Source organism: Delftia sp. JD2, assembly GCF_001682645.1.
GTDB classification, from domain to species: domain Bacteria; phylum Pseudomonadota; class Gammaproteobacteria; order Burkholderiales; family Burkholderiaceae_C; genus Comamonas; species Comamonas acidovorans.
This window is the reverse complement of the sequence record NZ_LFJT01000052.1, coordinates 13,042-34,007: the sequence shown is the minus strand read 5'-3', so window position 1 is coordinate 34,007 and position 20,966 is coordinate 13,042. Positions and strand designations below refer to the sequence as shown.

The following is a 20,966-nucleotide window of genomic DNA, read 5'->3' as shown; positions in this document are numbered from 1 at the left end:
GGACCAACCCATGCCTTCTGGATTCGTCGGAAAAAACAAATGTGTTCCCCTGCAGGAACTCGTCTCGCGCGTACCGGACGGGGCCTCCCTGGCCATCGGCGGGAGCTTTCTTCACCGTGGCCCGTTCGCCTTCGTGCGCGAACTGATCCGCCAGGGCAGGACCGGCCTTGAAATCATCAAGCAGTCTCCCGGCTACGACATCGACATTCTTTGCCGGGCCGGGGCCGTCAGAAAGGTGCGGGCCGGCATCGTCGCGATGGAGGGCAACTTCGGCCTGGCGCCCTGGTACCGCCGGGCCGTCGAGCGCCAGGAAGTCGTTCTCGAAGAGCATGCCTGCGCGAGCCTGACCGCCGGGCTGCGCGCGGCGGCGTACGGCATCCCCTTTCAGCCGTGCGCGGGCTTGCACGGAAGCGACCTGCCCGCCTTGAACGGCTGGGTGAGCCTGCCGGACCCGTACTCGGATCGCGCACCGGTGTACGCCATCCCGGCCATCGAGCCGGACTATGCGGTGCTGCTTGCCTCGGAGATCGACCGGCAGGGGAACGTGCGCATTGCGGGCACGCCGCATTGGGACCGCATCATGAGCCGTGCCTCACGCAGTGTGCTGGTGGTGGCGGAAAAGCTGGTGGACACGCAGGTATTCCAGGACAACCCGGAGTCCACCGTCGTGCCGTATTTCATGGTCGAAGCCTTCTCCGTCGTCCCCGGCGGCGCCTGGCCAGGCTCATGCTGGCCCAGCTATCCGATCGACTACCCCGCGGTCGAAAGCTATCTGGCCGAGGGCGACGAAGCCCTGGCCGCGCACCTGGCGAAAGCGCCCGAGGCAGCAACACAGGAGAAGGCAAGATGAGCGCGAACTGGTCCGGTTTTTCATACATCGCCATCAACCTGGCCCGGTTCATCCGGCCCGGCGAGATCACGTTCAGCGGCGTCAATTCCACCTTGCCCATGCTGGCCTGCCTGCTGGCCAAAAAGACGCTGGATGAGGACTTCATCTACATCAACGTCGCGGGCGGCGTGGACCCCGAGCCGTCCAGCGTCCCGCTGTCGAGCTCGGACCCCGTGCTCGCGCAGCGCAGCGCGTCCATCTTCGCCAACGAGGACTTCTACGACCTGTGCTGCCGCGGGCGCATGGATTTGACGTTTCTTGGCGCGGCGCAGATCGACGGCGAGGGGTGCGCCAACAACTCGGCGATCGGCGACTGGCACAGGCCCAAGGTGCGCCTTCCCGGTGGAGGCGGCGGCGCCGTCATGCTTCCCACCGCCTTGCGCGCGTGCACCTGGCGTACCGAGCATTCGACGCGCACCCTGGTGAACAAGCTCGACTTTCGCACCTCGTGGGGAGGCTTTCATGGAGTGGTCACTCCGATCGCGACCTTCATCAAGCGCGACGGACGCCTGGCGCTGGATTCATGGCACCCGCAGGCATCCCTCGAAGAAGTGCGCGAGCGCACGGGTTTCGAGTTTGACGCCAGCACGGCGCATCCCACCGACCCGCCAACGCAGCGCGAGCTCCAGGCCCTGGCCTCGCTGGACCCTGACGGGCAGTTCGAGCGCGATGCACGCGTGAGCCTGCGCTGAGCCGCACCGGACAGGAGCTGCCAATGACCGACGAATTCGAATCCCTGGTCGCGGCCTTTCATCGCCGCTGGCAGTCGCCAGGGTGGGCTGCAAGGCCCGCCCTGGTGGCGCAGGGCGGTGTCCTGAGCTACGGAGCCCTCGCGCAGCGGGTCGGCGTGCTGGCCGGTGGCCTGCGGGCTGCCGGGATACGCGAGGGCGACCGTGTGGCCATTGCCGTGCCGCGGTCGCTGGACCTGGCCTGCGCACTGCTTGCGACCCTGGTGGCCGGCGCCTGTCCCTGCGTGCTGGAGCCCGGGCTTGGCGCCGAGGAGACCGCAAGGCGTTTTGCGGCGACGGCCATGACCTGGCTGGTGCATGACCGGAGCCACCATGACGACCCCTGTCTGGCGGCCGTTGCGCAGGTACGGCGCATTGCATTGGAAAGCCTTGCTCCCGATGTGCAGCCGTACTGGGCTTGCACATCGGGCCCCCGGGACTGTGCCTACCTGCTGTTCACTTCCGGCAGCAGCGGCAAGCCCAAGGGCGTGCTGCAAAGCCACCTGGGGTTGCGGGTCAACGCGGACGGCATCGTCCGGCACACGGGGCTCGGCCCGCAGGACCGGCTGCTGCACACCATGCCGCTGCACCACACCAATGGCGTCAACAACCAATTGCTGGCCCCACTGCTGGCGGGCTCGGCCGTCGTGCTGGCGGAGCGCTTCAAGGCGCAGGACATGCCGGCGCTGATGGAGCGGCATCGGCCCACCGTGATCACGGGAGTGCCGACCATGTACTCGCGCATGCTCGCGTTCGAGTTTCCGCCAGCCTCGCTGGCCGCCTTGCGCATGGCGCGCTGCGGCTCGGCCCCCATCACCGAGGAGCTGCACAGGCGGGTCGAGGAAAAGTTGGGCGTGCCCCTGGTCGTGTCGTACGGGCTCTCGGAAGCGACCTGCACCTCCACGATGAATCCTCCGCTCGCGCGCAGGGTAGGCTCCGTGGGCACGGTGCTGCCGGGGCAGCGGGTCTTTCTTGCCAGGCCGGGCGGTGCCGAGATCGAAGATCCCCTGCAAGAAGGAGAAATCTGCATCAGCGGACCCACCCTCATGCTGGGCTATCTCGAAGAGGAGACCGCAGGCGCGCCCGCCGACCCCGGGCCGGCACTGCGCACCGGAGACCTGGGGCGCTTCGATGCCCAGGGGTATCTGTACATCACCGGCCGCATCAAGGACGTGATCATCCGCGGCGGCGAGAACCTCTCTCCCAACCTCATCGAAGGCGTGCTTGCGAAGGTGCCGGGCGTACGCGCCTGCTGTGTCGTGGGCCGGCCCGATGCCGACCTGGGCGAGGTGCCGTGCGCCTTCGTCGTGAGAACCGGCGACGAAACGGGACGCGCGCTCACGGAGCAGCACCTGGCCGCTGCGGTGCTGGGCGAGCTCTCGCGGATGCATGCACCCGTCGCCTACCACTACGTTGATGCCCTTCCGGAAAATTCCGTAGGGAAGGTGGACAGGAAGATCCTCAAGGCCGCGCTGGCCTGAGTGGTCGGGCGGGCAGGGCGGCAGCCGGCCGCAGCGGCGGCAACCCACCATAATCACCCATCCCGCCAACCGACCTCCCTCACCTTCGTGCCCCACCCCACCAGTCCCGCAGCCTCTCCCATCCATGCCGAACTCGTCGCCGTGCTGGCGGCGGTGACCCAGGGCACGCCGCGCGTGCTGACCACGGCGGACGGGCAGTTGCTGCCGGCGGGGCCGTTCGAGGTGGGGCACCGTTCGCTGCAGGCCGGCCTGCGCGCCTGGGTGGAGGAGCAGACCCATCACCCGCTGGGCTACATGGAGCAGCTCTACACCTTTGCCGATGGCGACCGCACCGATGCCAGCGGGGCGCGCGTGATCTCGGTCAGCTACCTGGGGCTGACGCGCGAATCCGCGGACCGCAGCGCGGGGCAGGCCGTCTGGCAGGACTGGTACCGCTACTTTCCCTGGGAAGACTGGCGCGGCGGCGAGCCGGCCCTGCTGCGCTCCCACATCGCTCCGCGCCTGCATGCCTGGATGGCCGAGGCGCGCGGCGCCCAGCGTGCGCTGCGGCGCCAGCGCGCGGACATCGCCTTCGGCCTGGACGGCGGGCCCTGGAACGAGGACATGGTGCTGCAGCGCTACGAACTGCTGTACGAGGCCGGACTGGTGCAGGAGGCGGCCCACCGCGTCCATGGAGCGGCCGCCATGCTGCCCGGCGAGGCCATGCACCACGACCACCGCCGCATCCTGGCCACGGGCATGGCGCGGCTGCGCGCCAAGATCAAGTACCGGCCCGTGGTGTTCGAGCTGATGCCGCCCGAGTTCACGCTGCTGCAGCTGCAGCAGACGGTGGAGGCCCTGGCCGGGCGCGGGCTGCACAAGCAGAACTTCCGCCGCCTGATCGAGCAGCAGGATCTGGTCGAGGAAACCGGCCAGCTCACGGTGGGCTCGGCGGGCCGGCCGGCCAAGCTGTTCCGCTTTCGCAGCGATGTGCTGCTGGAGCGGGCCATCTCCGGCAGCAAGCTGCCCCTGGCCAAGGGCATCGACGGTTCCCCCTGAGCCGCACGGCACTTGCCCGATTGTGACAATGGCTTGACAGCACTTATGCTCGTATCTAGCATAAGTTCCTCGCTCAAGCCCGCAAGGCCGCGCGCCACATTTTTTTGACCTACATATACTCAAAATGAGCATTAATATTGCCAATGCCCTCAGTGCCCGCCTGCCGGTACCGCCGCTGCCCGACCTGATGCTGGAGCCGCTGGTGCGCTCGGCCCTGCTGGAAGACCTGGGCCGCGCGGGCGACCTGACCACGGATGCCATCGTCCCTGCGGACGCACAGGCCGAACTGCGCCTGGTGGCGCGCCAGGAGGGCGTGCTGGCCGGGCTGGACATGGCGCGGCTGGCGTTCCGTGCGCTGGATGCGCAGTCGCGCTTCGAGCCGGTGCTGCGCGATGGCAGCGAACTGGAGCCCGGCCAGGAGATCGCGCGCATCCACGGCAGCGCGCGCGCCATCCTCACCGCCGAGCGCGTGGCGCTCAACTACCTGTGCCACCTGAGCGGCGTGGCCACGGCCACGGCATCGATCGCGCGGGCCATCGCCGACACGGGCGCACGCGTGACCTGCACGCGCAAGACCATGCCGGGCCTGCGTGCGCTGCAGAAATACGCCGTGCGCGTGGGCGGCGGCAGCAACCACCGCTTCGGCCTGGACGATGCCGTGCTGATCAAGGACAACCACATCGCGCTGGCCGGCGGCGTGGCCGAGGCCCTGGCCCGGGCGCGCGCAGGCGTGGGCCACATGGTGCAGATCCAGCTGGAGGTGGACACGCTGGAGCAGCTGGAGGTGGCGCTGTCCCTGGGCGTGGAAGTGGTGCTGCTGGACAACATGGACCTGGACACGCTGCGCACGGCCGTCTCCATGGCGCGCGGGCGCGCGGTGACCGAAGCCTCGGGCCGCATCACGCCCGAGACGGCGCGCGCCGTGGCCGAGACCGGCGTGGACCAGATCGCCGTGGGCTGGATCACGCACAGCGCCCGGGTTCTCGACATCGGCCTCGACACCTGAGGACTCGGTCATGGCATTTTCTTTGCGCGGGCGGAGACTCTGGACGCTGGCGGCCTGCGCGCTGCTGGCTGGCGCATCGGGGCTGTGGCTGGCGGCGCCGGGCAAGGCCGGCACGCGCCTGGAGCGGCCCATCACCATCGTCGTGACCTTTCCGCCGGGCGGCGGCACGGACCTGCTGGCGCGGCGACTGGGCGAGCAGCTGCAGCAGCGCCTGGGCCAGCCCGTGGTGGTGGAGAACCGGCCCGGCGCCAGCGGCAACATCGGCGCCCATGCCGTGGCCCAGGCCGCGGCGGACGGCAGCACCTTGCTGATGGCCAACAGCTCGTTCGCCATCAACCCCGGTGTCTACGAGCGCCTGGACTTCGATCCGCGCAAGGACTTCACGGCGGTGTTCAACGCGGGCTCCATCGCCTCGGTGCTGGTCGTGCCTGCGGACAGCGCGCTGCAGACGCTGGAGGATGCGCTGGCCCAGGCGCGCCAGGAACGGCCGCTGCTGTTCGCCTCCTGCGGCAACGGCACGCCCCAGCACCTGGCCGGCGAGATGCTGGCCCGGGAGGCGAAGCGCTTTGTGCAGCATGTGCCCTACAAGGGCTGCGGCCCGGCCATCACGGCCGTGGCGGCAGGCCAGGTGGCGGCGGGCATGGTCACGGCCAGCAGTGCTGCGGCCATGATCGCTGCAGGCCGCGTGCGCGCCCTGGCCGTCACGGCGCCGCAGCGACTGCCGCAGCTGACCGGCGTTCCCACGGTGGCCGAGCGCGGCCTGCCGGGCTTTGCGGTGGAGCAGTGGCATGGCCTTCTGGCACCTGCCGCCACGCCCCGGGCCACGGTGCAGGCATTGCATGACACGCTGGAGCAGGCGCTGGCCGATCCCGCCGTCAGCGCTGGCTTGCGCGACCAGGGCTACACCCTGGCGCGGCAGACACCGGGCCAATTCCAGGCGCTGATCGCGGCCGACATCGACCGCTATGCCGCCGTGACCCGGGCGCTGGGCCTGAAGGCCGATTGAAGGCCGATTGAGGGCCAATTGAGTGGCCGACTGGCGACTTACTGCATGAACCAGCCGTGGCTGACCACCAGCGACTGGCCGGTCAGCGCATTGCTGGGAAAGCCCGCGAACAGCAGGGCCACGCGGGCCACGTCCTCGGTGGTGGTGAACTCGCCGTCCACGGTTTCCTTGAGCATCACGTTCTTGATGACCTCGTCCTCGCTGATGCCCAGCGTGCGGGCCTGCTCGGGAATCTGCTTGTCCACCAGCGGCGTGCGCACGAAGCCCGGGCAGATCACATTGGCGCGCACGCCGTGCTTGGCGCCTTCCTTGGCCACGGTCTTGGCCAGCCCGATCAGGCCGTGCTTGGCCGTGACATAGGGCGCCTTGAGCAGCGAGGCCTCCTTGGAGTGCACCGATCCCATGTAGATAACGCTGCCGCCGCGGCCCTGCGCATACATGTGCTTGAGGCAGGCGCGCGTGGTGAGGAAGGCGCCGTCCAGGTGGATGGCCAGCATCTTCTTCCAGTCGGCAAAGCTGAATTCCTCCACCGGATGCACGATCTGTATCCCGGCATTGCTGACCAGGATGTCGATGCCGCCGAAGGCCCGGGCGGCCTCCTCGACCGAGGCGTTGACCTGGGCCTCGTCGGTCACGTCCACGGCCACGCCCATGGCCTGCGCTCCCGTGGCGCGCAGCTCGGCCGCCGTGGCGTCGGCTGCCTCCTTGTTGAGGTCGGCAATGACGATGCGCGCGCCTTCGCTGGCGAACAGCGTGGCGATCTCCTTGCCGATGCCGCTGGCCGAGCCGGTGATGAAGGCGACCTTGTCCTTGAGTTGCATGGTGAGTCTTTCCTGGAGAGTGGATGAAACAGGCCGGTGTCCATCTTCGGCGCGGCCGGCCGCGTGCCCTTGTCGGCGCAGGGACCAGTCTGGCGCCGGTTTCTTAGACGAAACTGAGTCGGCAGGCCCGGCTCCCCAGTGTTGGCAGCCCGCAAGTCATGGCCGTGACGGCCGGCCCTTCAGGGCGCGGCGGCCTCGCGGTGCCGGGGCTGCTGGAACAGCTCACAGACCAGTTCGCGCAGCCAGCGCTTGGCCGGTTCCTGCTCGAAGCGCCAGCTCCAGTGCAGCGACACGTCAAAGCGGTGATCGGGCAGGTCGGCATCGCGCACCGCATAGCCGCCGCGCTCGACAAAGCCGGCCGCGATCTCGGCCGGCATGATCACCGCCAGGTCGGTCTTGCCCACGATGGAGGGCACGGCCATGAAATGCGCGGCCGACAGGCGGATGCGCTCATCGAGCCGCAGCGCCTGCAGGATGCGCAGCGTCTCCGAATGCGAGCGCACGGCCGCGAAATCCAGCTGGCGCAGCGTGGCCAGCGCCAGTGGCGCGCCTTCGGGCAGGTGCGCCAGCGCGGGGTGGCCGCTGCGCAGCAGCACGCCGTAGTGGTCGGACAGCAGCACGGTCTGCCGGGTCCGCGTGCCACCCGGCAGAAAGCCGATGGCGATGTCCAGCGTGCCCCGGTCCAGCGCATCGGCAATGCCGTCCAGCGGCATGGGCAGGGTCTCCAGCTGCACATGCGGGGCGCGCTGGTGCAGCGCCTGCATCAGCGGCGGCAGAAAGCGCGCCTCGCCGATGTCGCTCAGGTGGATGCGAAAGCGCTGGCGCGCCTGCAGCGGCTCGAAGCTCTGGGCCTCGGACATGGCGACTTCGAGCACCTCCAGCGCCTGGCGCACGGCCAGCGCCAGGCGCTCGGCACGCGGCGTGGGGCGCACGCCTGCGTGCGCGCGCTCGAACAGCGGATTGCCCAGCAGCAGGCGCAGCCGCGTCACGGCCTGGCTGGCGGCGGGCTGGGACATGCCCAGCTCCTCGGCCGCGCGGCTGACGCTGCAGTGGCGGTACACGGCGTCAAAGACGCGCAGCAGGTTGAGGTCCAGGTTCTTGATATCCATTTGGTGAATATCTCTTAGATGGTTTATTCAATTGCTGGAAATCATAAGCGCCTGCACCATGGGCACCGACTTCCATGGCCACCGCGCGGCACGCACCGGGCGGCTGGCCCATTTCCCAGGAGACCCCATCTTGCAAGCACCCACCACACCGCGCAGCCAGCCCGCCCAGGCATCCTCTTCCACCGCGACCTCCACCGCGACCTACACCGTGCGCCATGCCGTGATCGCCATGCTGCGCGAGCTGGGCATGACGCGCATCTTCGGCAACCCGGGCTCGACCGAGCTGCCGCTGTTCCGCGACTACCCCGAAGACTTCTCCTATGTGCTGGGCCTGCAGGAAACCGTCGTCGTGGGCATGGCCGACGGCCACGCCCAGGCCACGCGCAATGCCAGCTTCGTGAACCTGCATTCGGCTGCGGGCGTGGGCCACGCCATGGCCAACATCTTCACGGCCTTCAAGAACCGCACGCCCCTGGTGATCACGGCGGGCCAGCAGGCGCGCTCGCTGCTGCAGTTCGACCCCTTTCTGCACTCCAACCAGGCCGCCGAGCTGCCCAAGCCCTATGTGAAGTGGAGCTGCGAGCCCGCGCGCGCCGAAGACGTGCCCCAGGCGCTGGCGCGCGCCTACTACATCGCCATGCAGGAGCCGCGCGGCCCCGTGCTGGTCTCCATTCCCGCCGATGACTGGGACAAGCCGGCCGAGCCCGTCACGCTGCGCCATGTGGGCTTCGAGACGCGGCCCGATCCGCGCACGCTGGACCTCATCGGCGATGCGCTGGACACCGCGCGTGCCCCGGCCCTGGTCGTGGGCGCGGCCGTGGACCGGGCCCAGGGCTGGGATGCCGTGGTCGCGCTGGCCGAGCGCCACCAGGCCCGCGTCTTCGTAGCCCCCATGAGCGGGCGCTGCAGCTTCCCCGAGGACCATCCCCTGTTCGCCGGCTTCCTGCCCGCCATGCGCGAGCGCATCGTGCAGCTGCTGTCCGGCCATGACGTGGTCTTCGCCGTGGGCGCGGCCGCCTTCACCTACCACGTGGAAGGCGAGGGCCCGCACATCCCCGAAGGCACGGCGCTCTACCAGCTGATCGAGGACCCGGCCATTGCCGCCTGGGCCCCCGTGGGCACGGCTGCCGTGGGCAATGTGCGCATGGGCGTGGAGGAGCTGCTGCAGCGCCCCGCACCCGCACCGCGCCAGGCGCCCGCACCCCGGCCCGCAGCGCCCGTGCCGGCCGCGCCCGCCGCAGGCGAGCGCATGTCGGTGGCCTTTGCCATGCACACGCTGGCCCAGGTGCGCGACCGCCACAGCATCGTGGTGGAAGAGGCGCCCAGCTCGCGCTCCACCATCCAGACCTACCTGCCCATCTTCCACTCGGGCACCTTCTACACCATGTGCAGCGGCGGCCTGGGTCACAGCATGCCGGCCGCCGTGGGCGTGGCGCTGGCGCAGCCCGAGGCCAAGGTGGTCGCCGTCATCGGCGACGGCTCGGCCATGTACGCCATACAGGCCCTCTGGAGCGCAGCCCAGCTGCGCCTGCCCATCAGCTTCGTGATTCTCAAGAACCGCCGCTATGCGGCGCTGCAGGACTTCGCCCATGTCTTCGGCTACCGCGAGGGCGAGAAGGTCGAGGGCACGGAACTGCCCGACATCGACTTCGTGGCGCTGGCCCGGGGCCAGGGCTGCGACGGCGTGCATGTGGAGAACGCGGCCGAGCTGGCCGATGTGCTGGCCCGCGCGCTGGCCCATCCCAAGCCCATCGTGGTCGAAGTCGAGGTCGCCTGAGCGCAGGCCCCGGGACAGGAGACAAAGCCATGGAAAACAAAAGAAGCATAGGCATCCTCGGCGCAGGCGCCATGGGCACCCTGTTCGGGGCGCGGCTGGCCCGCATCGGCCTGGACGTGACCCTGGTCGACGTGAACGACGAACTGCTGCAGGCCCTGAACCGCGATGGCGCGCGCTGCCACACCGATGAGGGGCTGCTGCAGGCCCGCGTGCATGCCGCGCGGGCCGAGCAGCTCACGGCAGGGCCCGCGCTGTGGCTGGTCTTCACCAAGTCGGCCCATACGCGGGCAGCGCTGCAGGGCATTGCCCATCTCATCGGGCCGGACACGCATTTCCTGAGCCTGCAAAACGGCATAGGCCATGCCGACGTGCTGCGCGAGCGGGTGCCGGCCGAGCGCATCGCCGTGGGCGTGACCACCTGGCCTGCGCGCGTGATGTCGCCGGGCGAGGTGAGCTCCATGGGGCAGGGCGGCATCCGCTTCATGCCTTGCGACGGCCAGCGCAGCGCGGTCTTCGACCTGCTGGCGGAAGACCTCAACCGCGCAGGCATGCATTGCCGCATCGACCCGCAGGTGCAGGAGGCCATCTGGGAAAAGCTGGCCTTCAATGCCGCCTTCAACGGCGTGTGCGCCGTGACGCGCCAGACCGTGGACGGACTGGCCAATCCGCAGGGCGAGGCCCTGCTGCAGCGCGTGCTGGACGAGGTGCTGTCCGTCGCCCATGCCCATGGCGTCGCCGCCAGCGCCGAGCGCGTGGGTGCGGCCGTGCGCGATGCGCTGGACCACCACCGGGGCCACCAGCCCTCGATGCTGCAGGACCTGCTGGCCGGTCGTGCCACCGAGACGGGCGCCATCCACGGCGCCGTGCTGCAGGTGGCCGACCGCCTGGGCATTGCCGTGCCCGTGACGCGCACGCTGCACGCACTGGTCAGCCTGTCCGAGAACGCGGGCGCTGTCGCACCGCGCTGAACGCGCTCAAGGCAAAACGAGCCACTACAAGAAGGAGACAAGATGCTGCGCAGACAAGCACTCAAGGCCGCATTGGCCATAGGCACCCCGCCCCTGCTGGGCATGGGCACGGCACACGCCCAGACCGGCAAGCCCGTCGAATGGGTGGTGGGCTTTGCCGCAGGCGGCGGCTCGGACGCCGTGGCGCGCACCGTGGGCGAGTCCTTTGGCAAGGCCCTGGGCCGCACCGTGGTCGTCATGAACAAGCCCGGGGCCGGCACCAACATCGCCGCCGAATACGCGGCGCGCACGCGCGAGCTGGGCAGCCTGGTCTTCACGGCCGACTTCGCCACGCTGGCGGCCAATCCCCACCTGTTTCGCAAGCTGGCCTACAACGCCGAGAAGGACTTCGTGCCCATCGGCCTGCTGGCGCGTTTCCCGCTGTTCCTCGTGGTCGGCAACCAGCTGCCGGTGCACAACCTGCAGGAGTTCACGCAGTGGGTGAAGGCCCAGCCAGGCCCCGTCAGCTACGGCAGCCCGGGCCTGGGCACGCCCCACCACCTGGCCACCGAACTGCTGTCGCAGCGCCTGGGCGTGAAGATGTCCCATGTGCCCTATCGCGGCGCGGGGCCGGCCCTGATCGATGTGATCGGCGGCCAGATCCCCTTCATGCTGGCCGACAGCGCGGCGGCGGCCCAGCACATTGCGGCCGGCAAGCTGCGCGTCATCGGCGTGGCCAGCGCCGAGCGGCTCAAGAGCCACCCGGGCGTGCCCACGCTGGCCGAGCAGGGCGTGAAGGATTTCGAGGCCCATGCATGGCAGGGCCTGGTGGCACCCGCAGGCACGGACGACGCCACCGTACAGGCCTGGTCCGTGGCGCTGCAGCAGGCGCTGCGCTCGCCTGCCGTGCTGGCGCGTTTCGAGGCGCTGTCGCTGGAGCCGCTGCCCGGCACGCCTGCGCAGATGCGTGACTACTGGCGCAGCGAAAGCCGGCGCTGGGGCCAGGTCATCGAGTCGGCGGGCATACGGCTGGATTGACCGTTGCGCCGCTGCGCCGCTGCTGCTTCAGGCGCCCTCACCGTTTTCAAGAACTCATAACCCAAGGAGACATAGCTCATGCACAAGACAACCCCCTTCAGCCGCTGGCGCCGCCTGGGCCTGCTGGCCCTGCTGGGCGCGACGGCCTCGGTCCCTGCGCTGGCGCAGAAGGCCGGCGACAAATGGCCCGAGCGCCCCGTGCGCCTGGTCGTGAACTTCGCGCCCGGCGGCGCGGCCGATGTGCTGGCGCGCGCCATCACGCCCACCATGTCCCAGGTGCTGGGCCAGTCGGTGGTGGTGGACAACAAGCCCGGCGCAGGCGGCAACATCGGCATCAGCGAGACCGTGCGCGCACCCAAGGATGGCTACACGCTGCTGCTCAGCTCGGGCGGGGCCATCACCATCAACCCGATGATCTACAGCAAGCTGGCCTTCAATCCCGAAAAGGACTTGACGCCCGTGGCTGCCGTGGCGCGCGTGCATGTGTTCCTGGAGACCAATCCCGCCGTGCCGGCCACCAACGTGGCCGACTTCATCAAGCACCTGAAGGCCAACCCCGGCAAGCTGTCCTACGGCTCGCCGGGCCAGGGCAGCTCGCCCCATTTGGCCGGCGAGATGTTCAAGCGCATGGCCGGTGTCGATGCCGTGCACGCCCCCTACAAGGGCGCGGGCCCGGCGCTCAGCGACGTGCTCAGCGGGCAGCTGCAGTTCTGGTTCGACCCGGGTCCGGGCCTCAAGCAGGTGGAGGCCGGCAAGCTGCGCCTGCTGGCCATCGGCAGCCCGCACCGCTCGCCGCAGTACCCCAACGTGCCCACGCTGGCCGAAAGCGGCCTGCCGGGCTTTGATGCGGACACGCTGTTCGGCATCTACGCGCCCACGGGCACGCCCGAATCGGTGATCGAGGCCGTTCGCACTGCCGTGGCCAAGGCGCTGCAGCAAAAGAACGTCAACGACGTCATCCTCACCCTGGGCGCCACGCCCGCGCCCCTGAGCCGCAAGGCCTTCATCGACCACCACGCCACCGAGCGCGAGCGCTTCGGCGAACTGGTGAAAGCCATCGGCCTGAAAGTGGACTGAGCTTTCCCGCAGGCCATCGCCCGCAAGCCGCCCGCTCCGCGCTGGCGGCTTTTTGCTTTCCGGTCCGGGCCGGGCCAGGCCGAGGGGGCCTTGTGCCGGCCATCTTCTATACGAAGGTATATCCCGCATCCACCAATGAACAGGCCAGCCTTCCCAACAAAGGCTGGCCGCAGGCACTTTCGCCTTTGATAATTCCGGGCACATATTGCACTGCAGCAAACAGGGCTCCCGGCCTGCACGGGGACTGCGCCACCCACACGCAAAGGAGTACCCCATGGACCCCGATCCTGATTCCGATCCCGATCCTGCCAGGCGCTGCCGCGCCGCCCCTTTCCGTCTTTCCCTTCTTCCATTTCTTGATCTGCCCGGACCTGGGCGGAGGCCTGTGATCGCCTGAAGGGGCGAGAGGTCTGCGCGGGTCCGTGGCACCCGGAGACCTCAGGATGACCCGCTTTCTCGCTTCTGAACGACCAGGCCGACCCCATGGCCAACCACATGGCCGACCCCATGACCGACTCCATGGCCTGCACCAGCGCCATCCCTTGCTGGCGGCTGCATGGCCTGTGGGCGGGCTGCTGATCAGCGTGGCCATGGCCGCCTGCAACGGCCCGGCCGAAACCCAGGCTGCAGCGGCACCCCCCGCCACCGCCGCCCCGCAGCCCGCCCCCGTGCGCCGCGAAGGCAACCTCATCGTGGTGCCCGAAGGCTCGCCGCTGCGCGAGCGCCTGCAGGTGGCCGAGATCGCCCTGCAGCCGCTGCAGACCCGCCTGTCGGCCCCCGCCACCATCGAGGCCGAGCCTGAAAAGCTGGTCCGCATCACGCCGCCGGTGGCGGGCCGCCTGGTGCGCCTGCACCACCAGCTGGGCGATGCGGTGAAGGCCGGCGATGCGCTGATCACCATGGACTCCTCCGAGATCTCCAGCGTGCGTGCCGAGCACGCCAAGTCCCAGGCCGCGCTGCTGCACGCGCGCCAGGAATTCGACCGCCAGAAGCTGCTGTTCGATGCCGAGATCGCCGCGCGCAAGGACTACGAGGCCGCGCAGCAGTCGCTGGCCGCCGCGGGGGCCGATGCGCGCGCCGCCTCCGACCACCTGTCCCAGCTGGGTGCGGCCGTGCAGGAAGGCTCGCGCGGCAGCTACGTGGTCAAGTCGCCCATCAGCGGGCGCGTGGTCGAGATGGCGGGCTCGCAGGGCGGCTACTGGAACGATGTGAATGCCTCCGTCATGACCGTGGCCGACCTGCGCAAGGTCTGGCTCAGCGCCAGCGTCAGCGAGCGCGACCTGGCCCATGTGGACGTGGGCCAGCAGGCCCACATCGCCCTGGCCGCCTATCCCGACCTGCAGCTGCAGGGCCGCGTGCAGTACGTGGGCGAGCTGGTGGACACCGCCACGCGCAGCGTCAAGGTGCGAGTGGCCGTGGACAACCCCGAAGGGCGGCTGCGCCCCGGCATGTTTGCGCGCGTGGGCTTCGACGCCCCGGCGCGCCAGGCCGTGATGGTGCCGGCCGCGGCCCTGCTGCAGGGCCAGGTCAGCACGCGCGTCTTCGTGGACAAGGGCGGCTGGCGCTTCGAGCCGCGCGACGTGCAGGTCGGCGCGCAGCAGGACGGCCAGGCCGAGATCCTCTCGGGCCTGGCGGCCGGCGAGCGCGTGGTGGTCAACGGGGGAGTGCTGCTGCAATGATCGAGCGCATCGTCAACATCGGCTTTTCGCGCCGCGGCGTGGTCTGGCTGGTCTTTTGCTTCGCGGCCCTGTATGGCGTGTTCAGCTGGAAGCAGCTGCCGCTGGAGGCCTATCCCGACATCGCCGACGTGACCTCGCAGATCGTCACCCAGGTGCCAGGCCTGGCGGCCGAGGAGATAGAGCAGCAGATCACCATCCCGCTGGAGCGCGCCCTGCTGGCCACGCCCGGCATGCACGTGCTGCGCTCGCGCAGCCTGTTCGCGCTGTCCCTGATCACCGTGGTCTTCGAGGACGGCGTGGACGGCTACTGGGCGCGCCAGCGCCTGAAGGAGCGCATCGACGAGGTCACGCTGCCCTATGGTGCCCGCGCCGGGCTGGACCCCTACAGCTCGCCCACGGGCGAGGTCTACCGCTACACGCTGGAGAGCCCCGTGCGCAGCCTGCGCGAGCTGTCCGAGCTGCAGCAGTGGGTGGTGATCCCGCGCCTGAAGAAGGCCCAGTCCGTGGTGGACGTGACCAACTTCGGCGGCCTGACCACGCAGTTCATGCTGGAGCTGGACCCGGCGCGGCTGCTGCAGTACGGGCTGGCGCTGTCCCAGGTGATCGAGGCCATCAATGCCAACAACGCCAGCGGCGGCGGCAGCGTCATCGACCGGGGCGATGTCTCCTATGTGGTGCGTGGCGTGGGCCTGCTGGGCTCGCTGGACGACATGGGCAACGTGGTCGTCAAGACCACGGACAGCGGCACGCCCGTGCTGGTCAAGGACCTGGGGCGGCTGACCTACGGCAACGTGGAGCGGCGCGGCATCCTGGGCAAGGACGGCAACTCCGACACCCTGCAGGGCATCGTGCTGCTGCTCAAGGGCTCCAACCCCTCGCAGGCGCTGGAGGGCATCCACGCCGCCGTGGAGGAGCTCAACGGCAAGCTGCTGCCGCCCGACGTGAAGGTCGTGCCCTACCTGGACCGCACCACGCTGATCGAGCGCACCACCCACACCGTGGGCAAGACCCTGGCCGAAGGCCTGATCGTCGTCACCCTGGTGCTGCTGGTCTTCCTGGGCAGCCCGCGCGCGGCGCTGATCGTGGCGCTGACCATTCCCATGGCGTTGCTGCTGGCCTTCATCTTCATGCACCACGCGAAGATTCCGGCCAACCTGCTGTCGCTGGGCGCCATCGACTTCGGCATCCTGGTGGATGGCGCCGTGGTCGTGGTCGAGAACATCCTGCGGCGCCGCGAGGCCGACCAGAACCGGCCGCTCACGCCCAGGGACGCCATCACGGCCACGCTGCAGGTGGCGCGGCCCATCTTCTTCGGCATGTGCGTGATCGCGGCCGCCTACCTGCCGCTGTTCGCCTTCGAGCGCATCGAGTACAAGCTGTTCTCGCCCATGGCCAGCGCCGTGGGCGCGGCCCTGGTCGGGGCGCTGGCCGTGGCCCTGCTGCTCACGCCGGCCCTGGCCTGGCTGGCCTTCCGCAGGCCGCGCAAGATCTTCCACAACCCCGTGCTGCACCGGCTGGGCGTGGGCTATGACCGCTTCCTGGGCGTGGCCGTGGGCCGCGTGCGCTGGCTGGCGGGGGCCGTGGCGGCATCGCTGCTGGCGCTGGGCGTGCTGGCGGGCACCATGGGCCGCGACTTCCTGCCGTACCTGGACGAAGGCTCCATCTGGCTGCAGGTGCAGATGCCGCCCGGCATCACGCTGGACAAGGCGCGCGACATGGCCGACGCGCTGCGCAGCGCCGCGCTGGAGTTCCCCGAGGTCTCCTACATCGTCACCCAGACCGGGCGCAACGATGACGGCACCGACTACTGGACGCCCTCGCACATCGAGGCCAGCGTGGGCCTGCATCCCTATGGCGAATGGAAGTCGGGCCTGACCAAGCAGCAACTGATCGCGAAGATGGCCGCGCGCTTCGACCAGCTGCCCGGCTACTCCGTGGGCTTCATGCAGCCCATGATCGACGGCGTGCAGGACAAACTGTCCGGCGCGCACAGCGACCTCACGGTAAAGGTCTTCGGCCAGGACCTGGCCGAAGACCGGCGCGTGGCCGATGCGCTGGTGGCCGTGCTGGAGAAAGTGCCCGGCGCGGCCGATGTGGCCGTGGACGTGGAGCCGCCGCTGCCCAACCTGCGCATTGCGCTGGACCGCGCCGCTGCCGCGCGCTACGGCATCAATGCCTCCGAGGTGGCGCAGCTCATCTCCACCGGCGTGGGCGGGGCCTCCATCGGCCAGCTGTACGTGGGCGAGCGCAGCTACGACATGGCCGTGCGCTTCACGCCCGACACGCGCAGCAGCCCCGAGGCCATCGGCGCGCTGCGCCTGTCGGCCGCCAATGGCGCCCAGGTGCCGCTGGCCGACGTGGCGCGCATCACTACCACCGTGGGCCAGAGCGTCATCGTGCGCGAGGGCGGCGAGCGCCACATCCTCGTCAAGCTCAATGTGCGCGGCCGCGACCTGGCGGGCTTCCTCAAGGATGCGCACACCGCCATCGACCAGCACCTGGACTACGACCGCCAGAAGCTGCACATCGAGTGGGGCGGCCAGTTCGAGAACCTGCAGCGTGCCGAGGCGCGGCTGCTCATGATCCTGCCGCTGACGCTGGGCATCATGCTGGTGCTGCTGTTCGGCGAGTTCGGCAACATGCGCCAGCCGCTGCTGGTGCTGGGCGTGGTGCCGCTGGCCATGATCGGCGGCTTTGCGGGCCTGCACCTGCGCGGCATGACGCTCAACGTCTCCAGCGCCGTGGGCTTCATCGCGCTGTTCGGCGTGGCCGTGCTCTCGGGCGTGCTCATGGTCTCGCAGATCAACCGGCTGCGCCGCGAGGACGGCCTGGGCCTGCGCGAAGCCGTGCTCGAAGGCGCCTCCAGCCGCATGCGCCCCGTGCTGATGACGGCCACCGTCGCCGCCTTCGGCCTCACGCCGGCCATGCTGGCCACGGGCCTGGGCAGCGACGTGCAGCGGCCCCTGGCCACGGTCGTGGTCTGCGGCCTGTTCAGCGCCACCTTGCTGACCCTGCTGCTGCTGCCCAACCTCTACTACGTGATCGAGGCCCGTGCCGCCAGCGCGGCCGAGCGCCGCCAGCGCCGCGCCGCTGAACGCGGTGAGAGCGGCGATCCGGATGCCGCCGAGGACGAGGGCGGGCATCGCACCGCAACGAGCCAACCCCATTGATGCGAGTCGCCATGCAAACCACCCCTTTCTTCCCCAGGCAGGCCCTGGCCCTGCTGCTGTGCCTTAGCGCCGCAGCCCAGGCGCAGACGGCGCCGTCCGCCGTTGCAGCCACAGCAACTGCAACAGCAACTGCAACTGCAACTGCAACGGCGGCACCTGCCGGCCTGCGCTTTTCCGACTACCTCAACGCCGTGGAGCAGCACAGCCCGCTGCTGCGCTCGGAGGAGCAGGGCGTGGAATCCGCGCGTGCCGGCATCGGCATCGCCGGCATACGCCCCGACCCCAGCCTCACGCTGGGCGCCTCGCGCGAGCAGGTGCGCACCGGCCAGCCCCGGCCCACCACGCGCAACTACGAGATCAGCATGGAGCTGGAGACGGGCGGCAAGCGCGCCGCGCGCATCCAGTCCGCACGCAGCCAGGTGCGCCTGTCCGAGGCCGGCCTTGAAGGCGTGCGCAGCCAGCTGTTCTCCGATGCCGCCCAGGACTACACCCAGGCCTGCCGCGACTCGCTGGCGCTGGAGCGCAAGCAGCAGACGCTGAAGGCGCTGGGCGATGTGGTGCAGGCCAACGAGCTGCGGCGCAAGGCCGGCGACATCGGCGGCGTGGAATGGCTGCAGTCGCGCGTGGAGCGCGACCGCTTCCAGGCCGAGGTGGTGCAGGCGCGCGCCGAGGCGCAGACCGCGCGGCTGGCACTGTCCGTCCCGCTGGGGCGCCGCCTGTCCGAAGTCTTTGCCAGCGACACGCTGCAATGCGGCTTCATGGAATTGGCCGAAGACTCGGGGCTGGAGGATGCCGATGCCCTGGTCGCCCAGGCGCTGCAGTCGCGCGCCGAGGTGCGCATCGCCCAGGCGGCGCTCGAGCATGCGCGCGACAACGCGGGCCTGGCCCGGGCCAACCGCTGGGTCAATCCCACGCTGGCCGTGGGCATGGCCGCCGTGCCGTCCACGGCGGCCGGCACCGATGCCCAGGGCAATCCCTTCGATGGCGGCGGGCGCTCGCGCACGCTGTCGGTCTCGGTCAGCGTGCCGCTGCCGCTGTCGCGCCTGGACCGGGGCGATCTGGTGCAGGCCGAGGCGGCCGTGACCCAGGCCATGCTGGCCCTGCAGCAGGCCCAGAACCGGGCCGAGGCCGATGTGCGCGGCGCGCGCTTTCGCCTGACCGCCGCGCGCGAGAACGTGCAGCGCTACCGCGACGGCGTGCTGCGCGATGCGCAGCGCGTGCTCGAGGGCATACGCCTGTCCTACCGGCATGGCGAGGCTTCGCTGCTGGAGCTGCTGTCCGCCCAGCGCTCGGCCGACGACGCCTACCTGGGATCGCTGGAGGCAGAGACCGAGCTGGCCAAGGCCACGGTGGAGCTGCAGCTGAGCGTGGGCCGCCGGCCCGCCCTCTGATCGCGGGAGGGCAGGGCATCTTGCGACACAATCGACACGCCTTCACCGCAGCCATTGCCGCCCTGCACGCCATGACCACCGCTCTGCGCCGCTTTCCCCATTGGCCCCGGGCCCTGATCCTGGCGGCCATGGGCATCGCCATGGCCGCGATCTTCGCGCTGGACACGCTGACCGACTACGCCGTGGCGGCCGCCGTGTTCCATACCGCCATCATCCTGGTGGCGGTGCGCTGGTTCAGCCCGCGCGTGGTCATCGGCCTCACGGCGCTGTGCATCGTGCTGACCCTGGCCAGCTTTGCGCTCACGCCTGCCGGTGCCTATCGCACCGGACTGATCAACATGGTGATCAGCATCCTGGCCATTGCCATCACGGCCTATCTGGGCCTGAAGATGGTGGCGGCCCAGAACGCGGCCCATGAGGCGCGCACCCAGCTGATGCGCATCACCCAGACCACCAGCCTGGGGCAGTTGACGGCCTCCATCGCCCATGAGGTCAACCAGCCGCTGGCGGCCATCGTCACCAGCGGCAATGCCTGCCAGCGCTGGCTGGCCCAGGACCCGCCCAACCTCGCCAAGGCCGGCCAGGCGCTGGAGCGCATCCTGGGCGATGCGCAGCGCGCCAGCGATGTCATTGCCCGCATCCGCAGCATGGCGCGCGGCGAGGCGCCCAGCCGCCAGTCCTTCGACCTCAACGACGCCGTGCGCGAGATGGCGCGCCTGTCGGATGCCGAGCTGGACCGGCGCGGCGTGGCCCTGGACCTGCAACTGGCGCCTGCGCTGCAGCCGGCCTGGGCCGACCGCGTGCACATCCAGCAGGTGCTGGCCAACCTGCTGATCAATGCCATGGATGCCATGCAGGGCACGCCGGCCGCGCAGCGGCGCATCACCGTCACCACCCAGGCCCTGGGCCAGCAACTGGTGCTGACCGTGGCCGATGCGGGCGAAGGCCTGTCGCCACTGGCCCGCACCCACCTGTTCGATGCCTTCTGGACCACCAAGCCCGACGGCATGGGCCTGGGCCTGAACATCTGCCGCCACATGGCCGAGGCCAACGGCGGCCGCATCTGGGCCACGGACCGCGAGGACATGCGCGGCGGCACGGTCTTTCACATCACCATTGCCTGCGCCCCGGCCACGGGCGACAGGTCTTCCACGGGATTGCGCCATGGCTGAAACCTCCACGGCCGAAGCCGAGGCACTTGTCTACATCGTCGATGACGACGCCTCGGTGCGCGCCGCCATCGAGGACCTGCTGGCCTCGGTGGGCCTGTGCGTGCGCGCCTTCGGCGCCACGCGCGAGTTTCTGGACCACTGGCAGCGGCAGCCGCCCGCGGGGCCTGCATGCCTGGTGCTGGATATCCGCATGCCGGGCCAAAGCGGCATGGACTTCCGGCGCCAGATGCTGGAGATGGGCCTGAAGCTGCCCACCATCTTCATCACCGGCCATGGCGACATTCCCATGAGCGTGGAGGCCATGAAGACCGGCGCCATCGAGTTCCTGACCAAGCCCTTTCGCGACCAGGACCTGCTGGACGCCATACAGCAGGGCATTGCCCTGGACCGCCAGCGCCGCGCGCTGGACGCCGGCGAACAGGCGCTGCGCGCCTGCTGGCAATCGCTTTCGCCGGGCGAGCAGGACGTGGTCGTGGGCGTGGTGCGCGGCCTGCTGAACAAGCAGATCGCGGCAGACCTGGGCGTGAGCGAAATCACGGTGAAGGTGCGGCGTGGCCAGGCCATGCGCAAGATGCAGGTGCGCACGCTGGCCGACCTGGTGCGTGCGCTGGAGCGGCTGGATATCCGCTGAGGTGTC

General features: G+C 69.8%; 17 protein-coding genes. 15 read left to right on the top strand and 2 right to left on the bottom strand.

Features of this window, described 5'->3' with window-relative positions; all coding sequences use genetic code 11:
- Positions 1-10: 10 nt before the first annotated feature.
- The 6 genes from ACM14_RS23115 to ACM14_RS23090 all read left to right on the top strand — a co-directional run bounded on the left by ACM14_RS23115 (position 11) and on the right by ACM14_RS23090 (position 6,148).
- Positions 11-850 (top strand): CoA transferase subunit A, encoded by an 840-nt coding sequence (locus tag ACM14_RS23115; RefSeq protein ID WP_065347412.1) that lies wholly within the window; start codon positions 11-13, stop codon positions 848-850.
- A complete protein-coding gene (locus ACM14_RS23110; protein WP_063327183.1) occupies positions 847-1,581 on the top strand; it encodes a CoA-transferase subunit beta in 735 nt (244 codons plus the stop codon). The genes ACM14_RS23115 and ACM14_RS23110 overlap by 4 nt, the downstream gene beginning before the upstream one ends.
- 23 nt (positions 1,582-1,604) lie before the next feature.
- On the top strand, positions 1,605-3,098 hold the full coding sequence (locus tag ACM14_RS23105) for a class I adenylate-forming enzyme family protein (protein WP_065347411.1): 1,494 nt from the start codon (positions 1,605-1,607) through the stop codon (positions 3,096-3,098).
- A gap of 87 nt (positions 3,099-3,185) precedes the next feature.
- Positions 3,186-4,136 carry a membrane protein gene (locus ACM14_RS23100; RefSeq protein ID WP_013804059.1) on the top strand — a complete coding sequence of 317 codons (951 nt, stop codon included), beginning with the start codon at positions 3,186-3,188 and terminating at the stop codon, positions 4,134-4,136.
- Between the two features lie 124 nt (positions 4,137-4,260).
- Complete coding sequence (gene nadC / locus ACM14_RS23095) at positions 4,261-5,142, top strand: carboxylating nicotinate-nucleotide diphosphorylase (RefSeq protein ID WP_065347410.1); 882 nt, start codon at positions 4,261-4,263, stop codon at positions 5,140-5,142.
- 10 nt (positions 5,143-5,152) lie between these two features.
- The gene (locus tag ACM14_RS23090) at positions 5,153-6,148 is read left to right on the top strand and encodes a tripartite tricarboxylate transporter substrate-binding protein (RefSeq protein ID WP_065347409.1); all 996 of its coding nucleotides are present in this window, start codon (positions 5,153-5,155) and stop codon (positions 6,146-6,148) included.
- Between the two features lie 38 nt (positions 6,149-6,186).
- On the opposite strand, the gene ACM14_RS23085 is transcribed toward ACM14_RS23090, so the two are convergent.
- Positions 6,187-6,969, bottom strand: a complete 783-nt coding sequence (locus tag ACM14_RS23085; protein ID WP_012203473.1) for a 3-hydroxybutyrate dehydrogenase — start codon at positions 6,967-6,969, stop codon at positions 6,187-6,189.
- A gap of 179 nt (positions 6,970-7,148) precedes the next feature.
- The gene (locus ACM14_RS23080) at positions 7,149-8,078 is read right to left on the bottom strand and encodes a LysR family transcriptional regulator (RefSeq protein WP_063327180.1); all 930 of its coding nucleotides are present in this window, start codon (positions 8,076-8,078) and stop codon (positions 7,149-7,151) included.
- A 208-nt stretch (positions 8,079-8,286) separates the two neighbouring features.
- Here ACM14_RS23080 and mdlC point away from each other — a divergent pair, with 208 nt between their 5' ends.
- The 9 genes from mdlC (at position 8,287) to ACM14_RS23035 (ending at position 20,960) form a co-directional block, all read left to right on the top strand.
- Positions 8,287-9,855 (top strand): benzoylformate decarboxylase, encoded by a 1,569-nt coding sequence (gene mdlC / locus ACM14_RS23075; RefSeq protein WP_217491967.1) that lies wholly within the window; start codon positions 8,287-8,289, stop codon positions 9,853-9,855.
- Between the two features lie 29 nt (positions 9,856-9,884).
- Positions 9,885-10,823: a ketopantoate reductase family protein gene (locus ACM14_RS23070; RefSeq protein WP_065347407.1), complete on the top strand. Its 939-nt coding sequence runs from the start codon at positions 9,885-9,887 to the stop codon at positions 10,821-10,823.
- A gap of 42 nt (positions 10,824-10,865) precedes the next feature.
- On the top strand, positions 10,866-11,840 hold the full coding sequence (locus ACM14_RS23065; protein ID WP_065347406.1) for a tripartite tricarboxylate transporter substrate binding protein: 975 nt from the start codon (positions 10,866-10,868) through the stop codon (positions 11,838-11,840).
- A gap of 78 nt (positions 11,841-11,918) precedes the next feature.
- Entirely contained in the window at positions 11,919-12,917 is a 999-nt protein-coding gene (locus ACM14_RS23060) for a tripartite tricarboxylate transporter substrate binding protein (protein ID WP_065347405.1), read from the top strand.
- A 590-nt stretch (positions 12,918-13,507) separates the two neighbouring features.
- Positions 13,508-14,596 carry an efflux RND transporter periplasmic adaptor subunit gene (locus ACM14_RS23055; protein ID WP_254662119.1) on the top strand — a complete coding sequence of 363 codons (1,089 nt, stop codon included), beginning with the start codon at positions 13,508-13,510 and terminating at the stop codon, positions 14,594-14,596.
- The gene (locus tag ACM14_RS23050; RefSeq protein WP_065347403.1) at positions 14,593-17,766 is read left to right on the top strand and encodes an efflux RND transporter permease subunit; all 3,174 of its coding nucleotides are present in this window, start codon (positions 14,593-14,595) and stop codon (positions 17,764-17,766) included. Before ACM14_RS23055 ends, ACM14_RS23050 begins: the two co-directional genes overlap by 4 nt.
- Positions 17,767-17,777: 11 nt before the next feature.
- Positions 17,778-19,157 carry a TolC family protein gene (locus ACM14_RS23045; RefSeq protein ID WP_065347402.1) on the top strand — a complete coding sequence of 460 codons (1,380 nt, stop codon included), beginning with the start codon at positions 17,778-17,780 and terminating at the stop codon, positions 19,155-19,157.
- A gap of 71 nt (positions 19,158-19,228) precedes the next feature.
- The gene (locus ACM14_RS23040) at positions 19,229-20,329 is read left to right on the top strand and encodes a sensor histidine kinase (RefSeq protein WP_065347401.1); all 1,101 of its coding nucleotides are present in this window, start codon (positions 19,229-19,231) and stop codon (positions 20,327-20,329) included.
- Positions 20,322-20,960 (top strand): response regulator transcription factor, encoded by a 639-nt coding sequence (locus tag ACM14_RS23035; RefSeq protein WP_065347400.1) that lies wholly within the window; start codon positions 20,322-20,324, stop codon positions 20,958-20,960. The genes ACM14_RS23040 and ACM14_RS23035 overlap by 8 nt, the downstream gene beginning before the upstream one ends.
- Positions 20,961-20,966 lie beyond the last annotated feature (6 nt).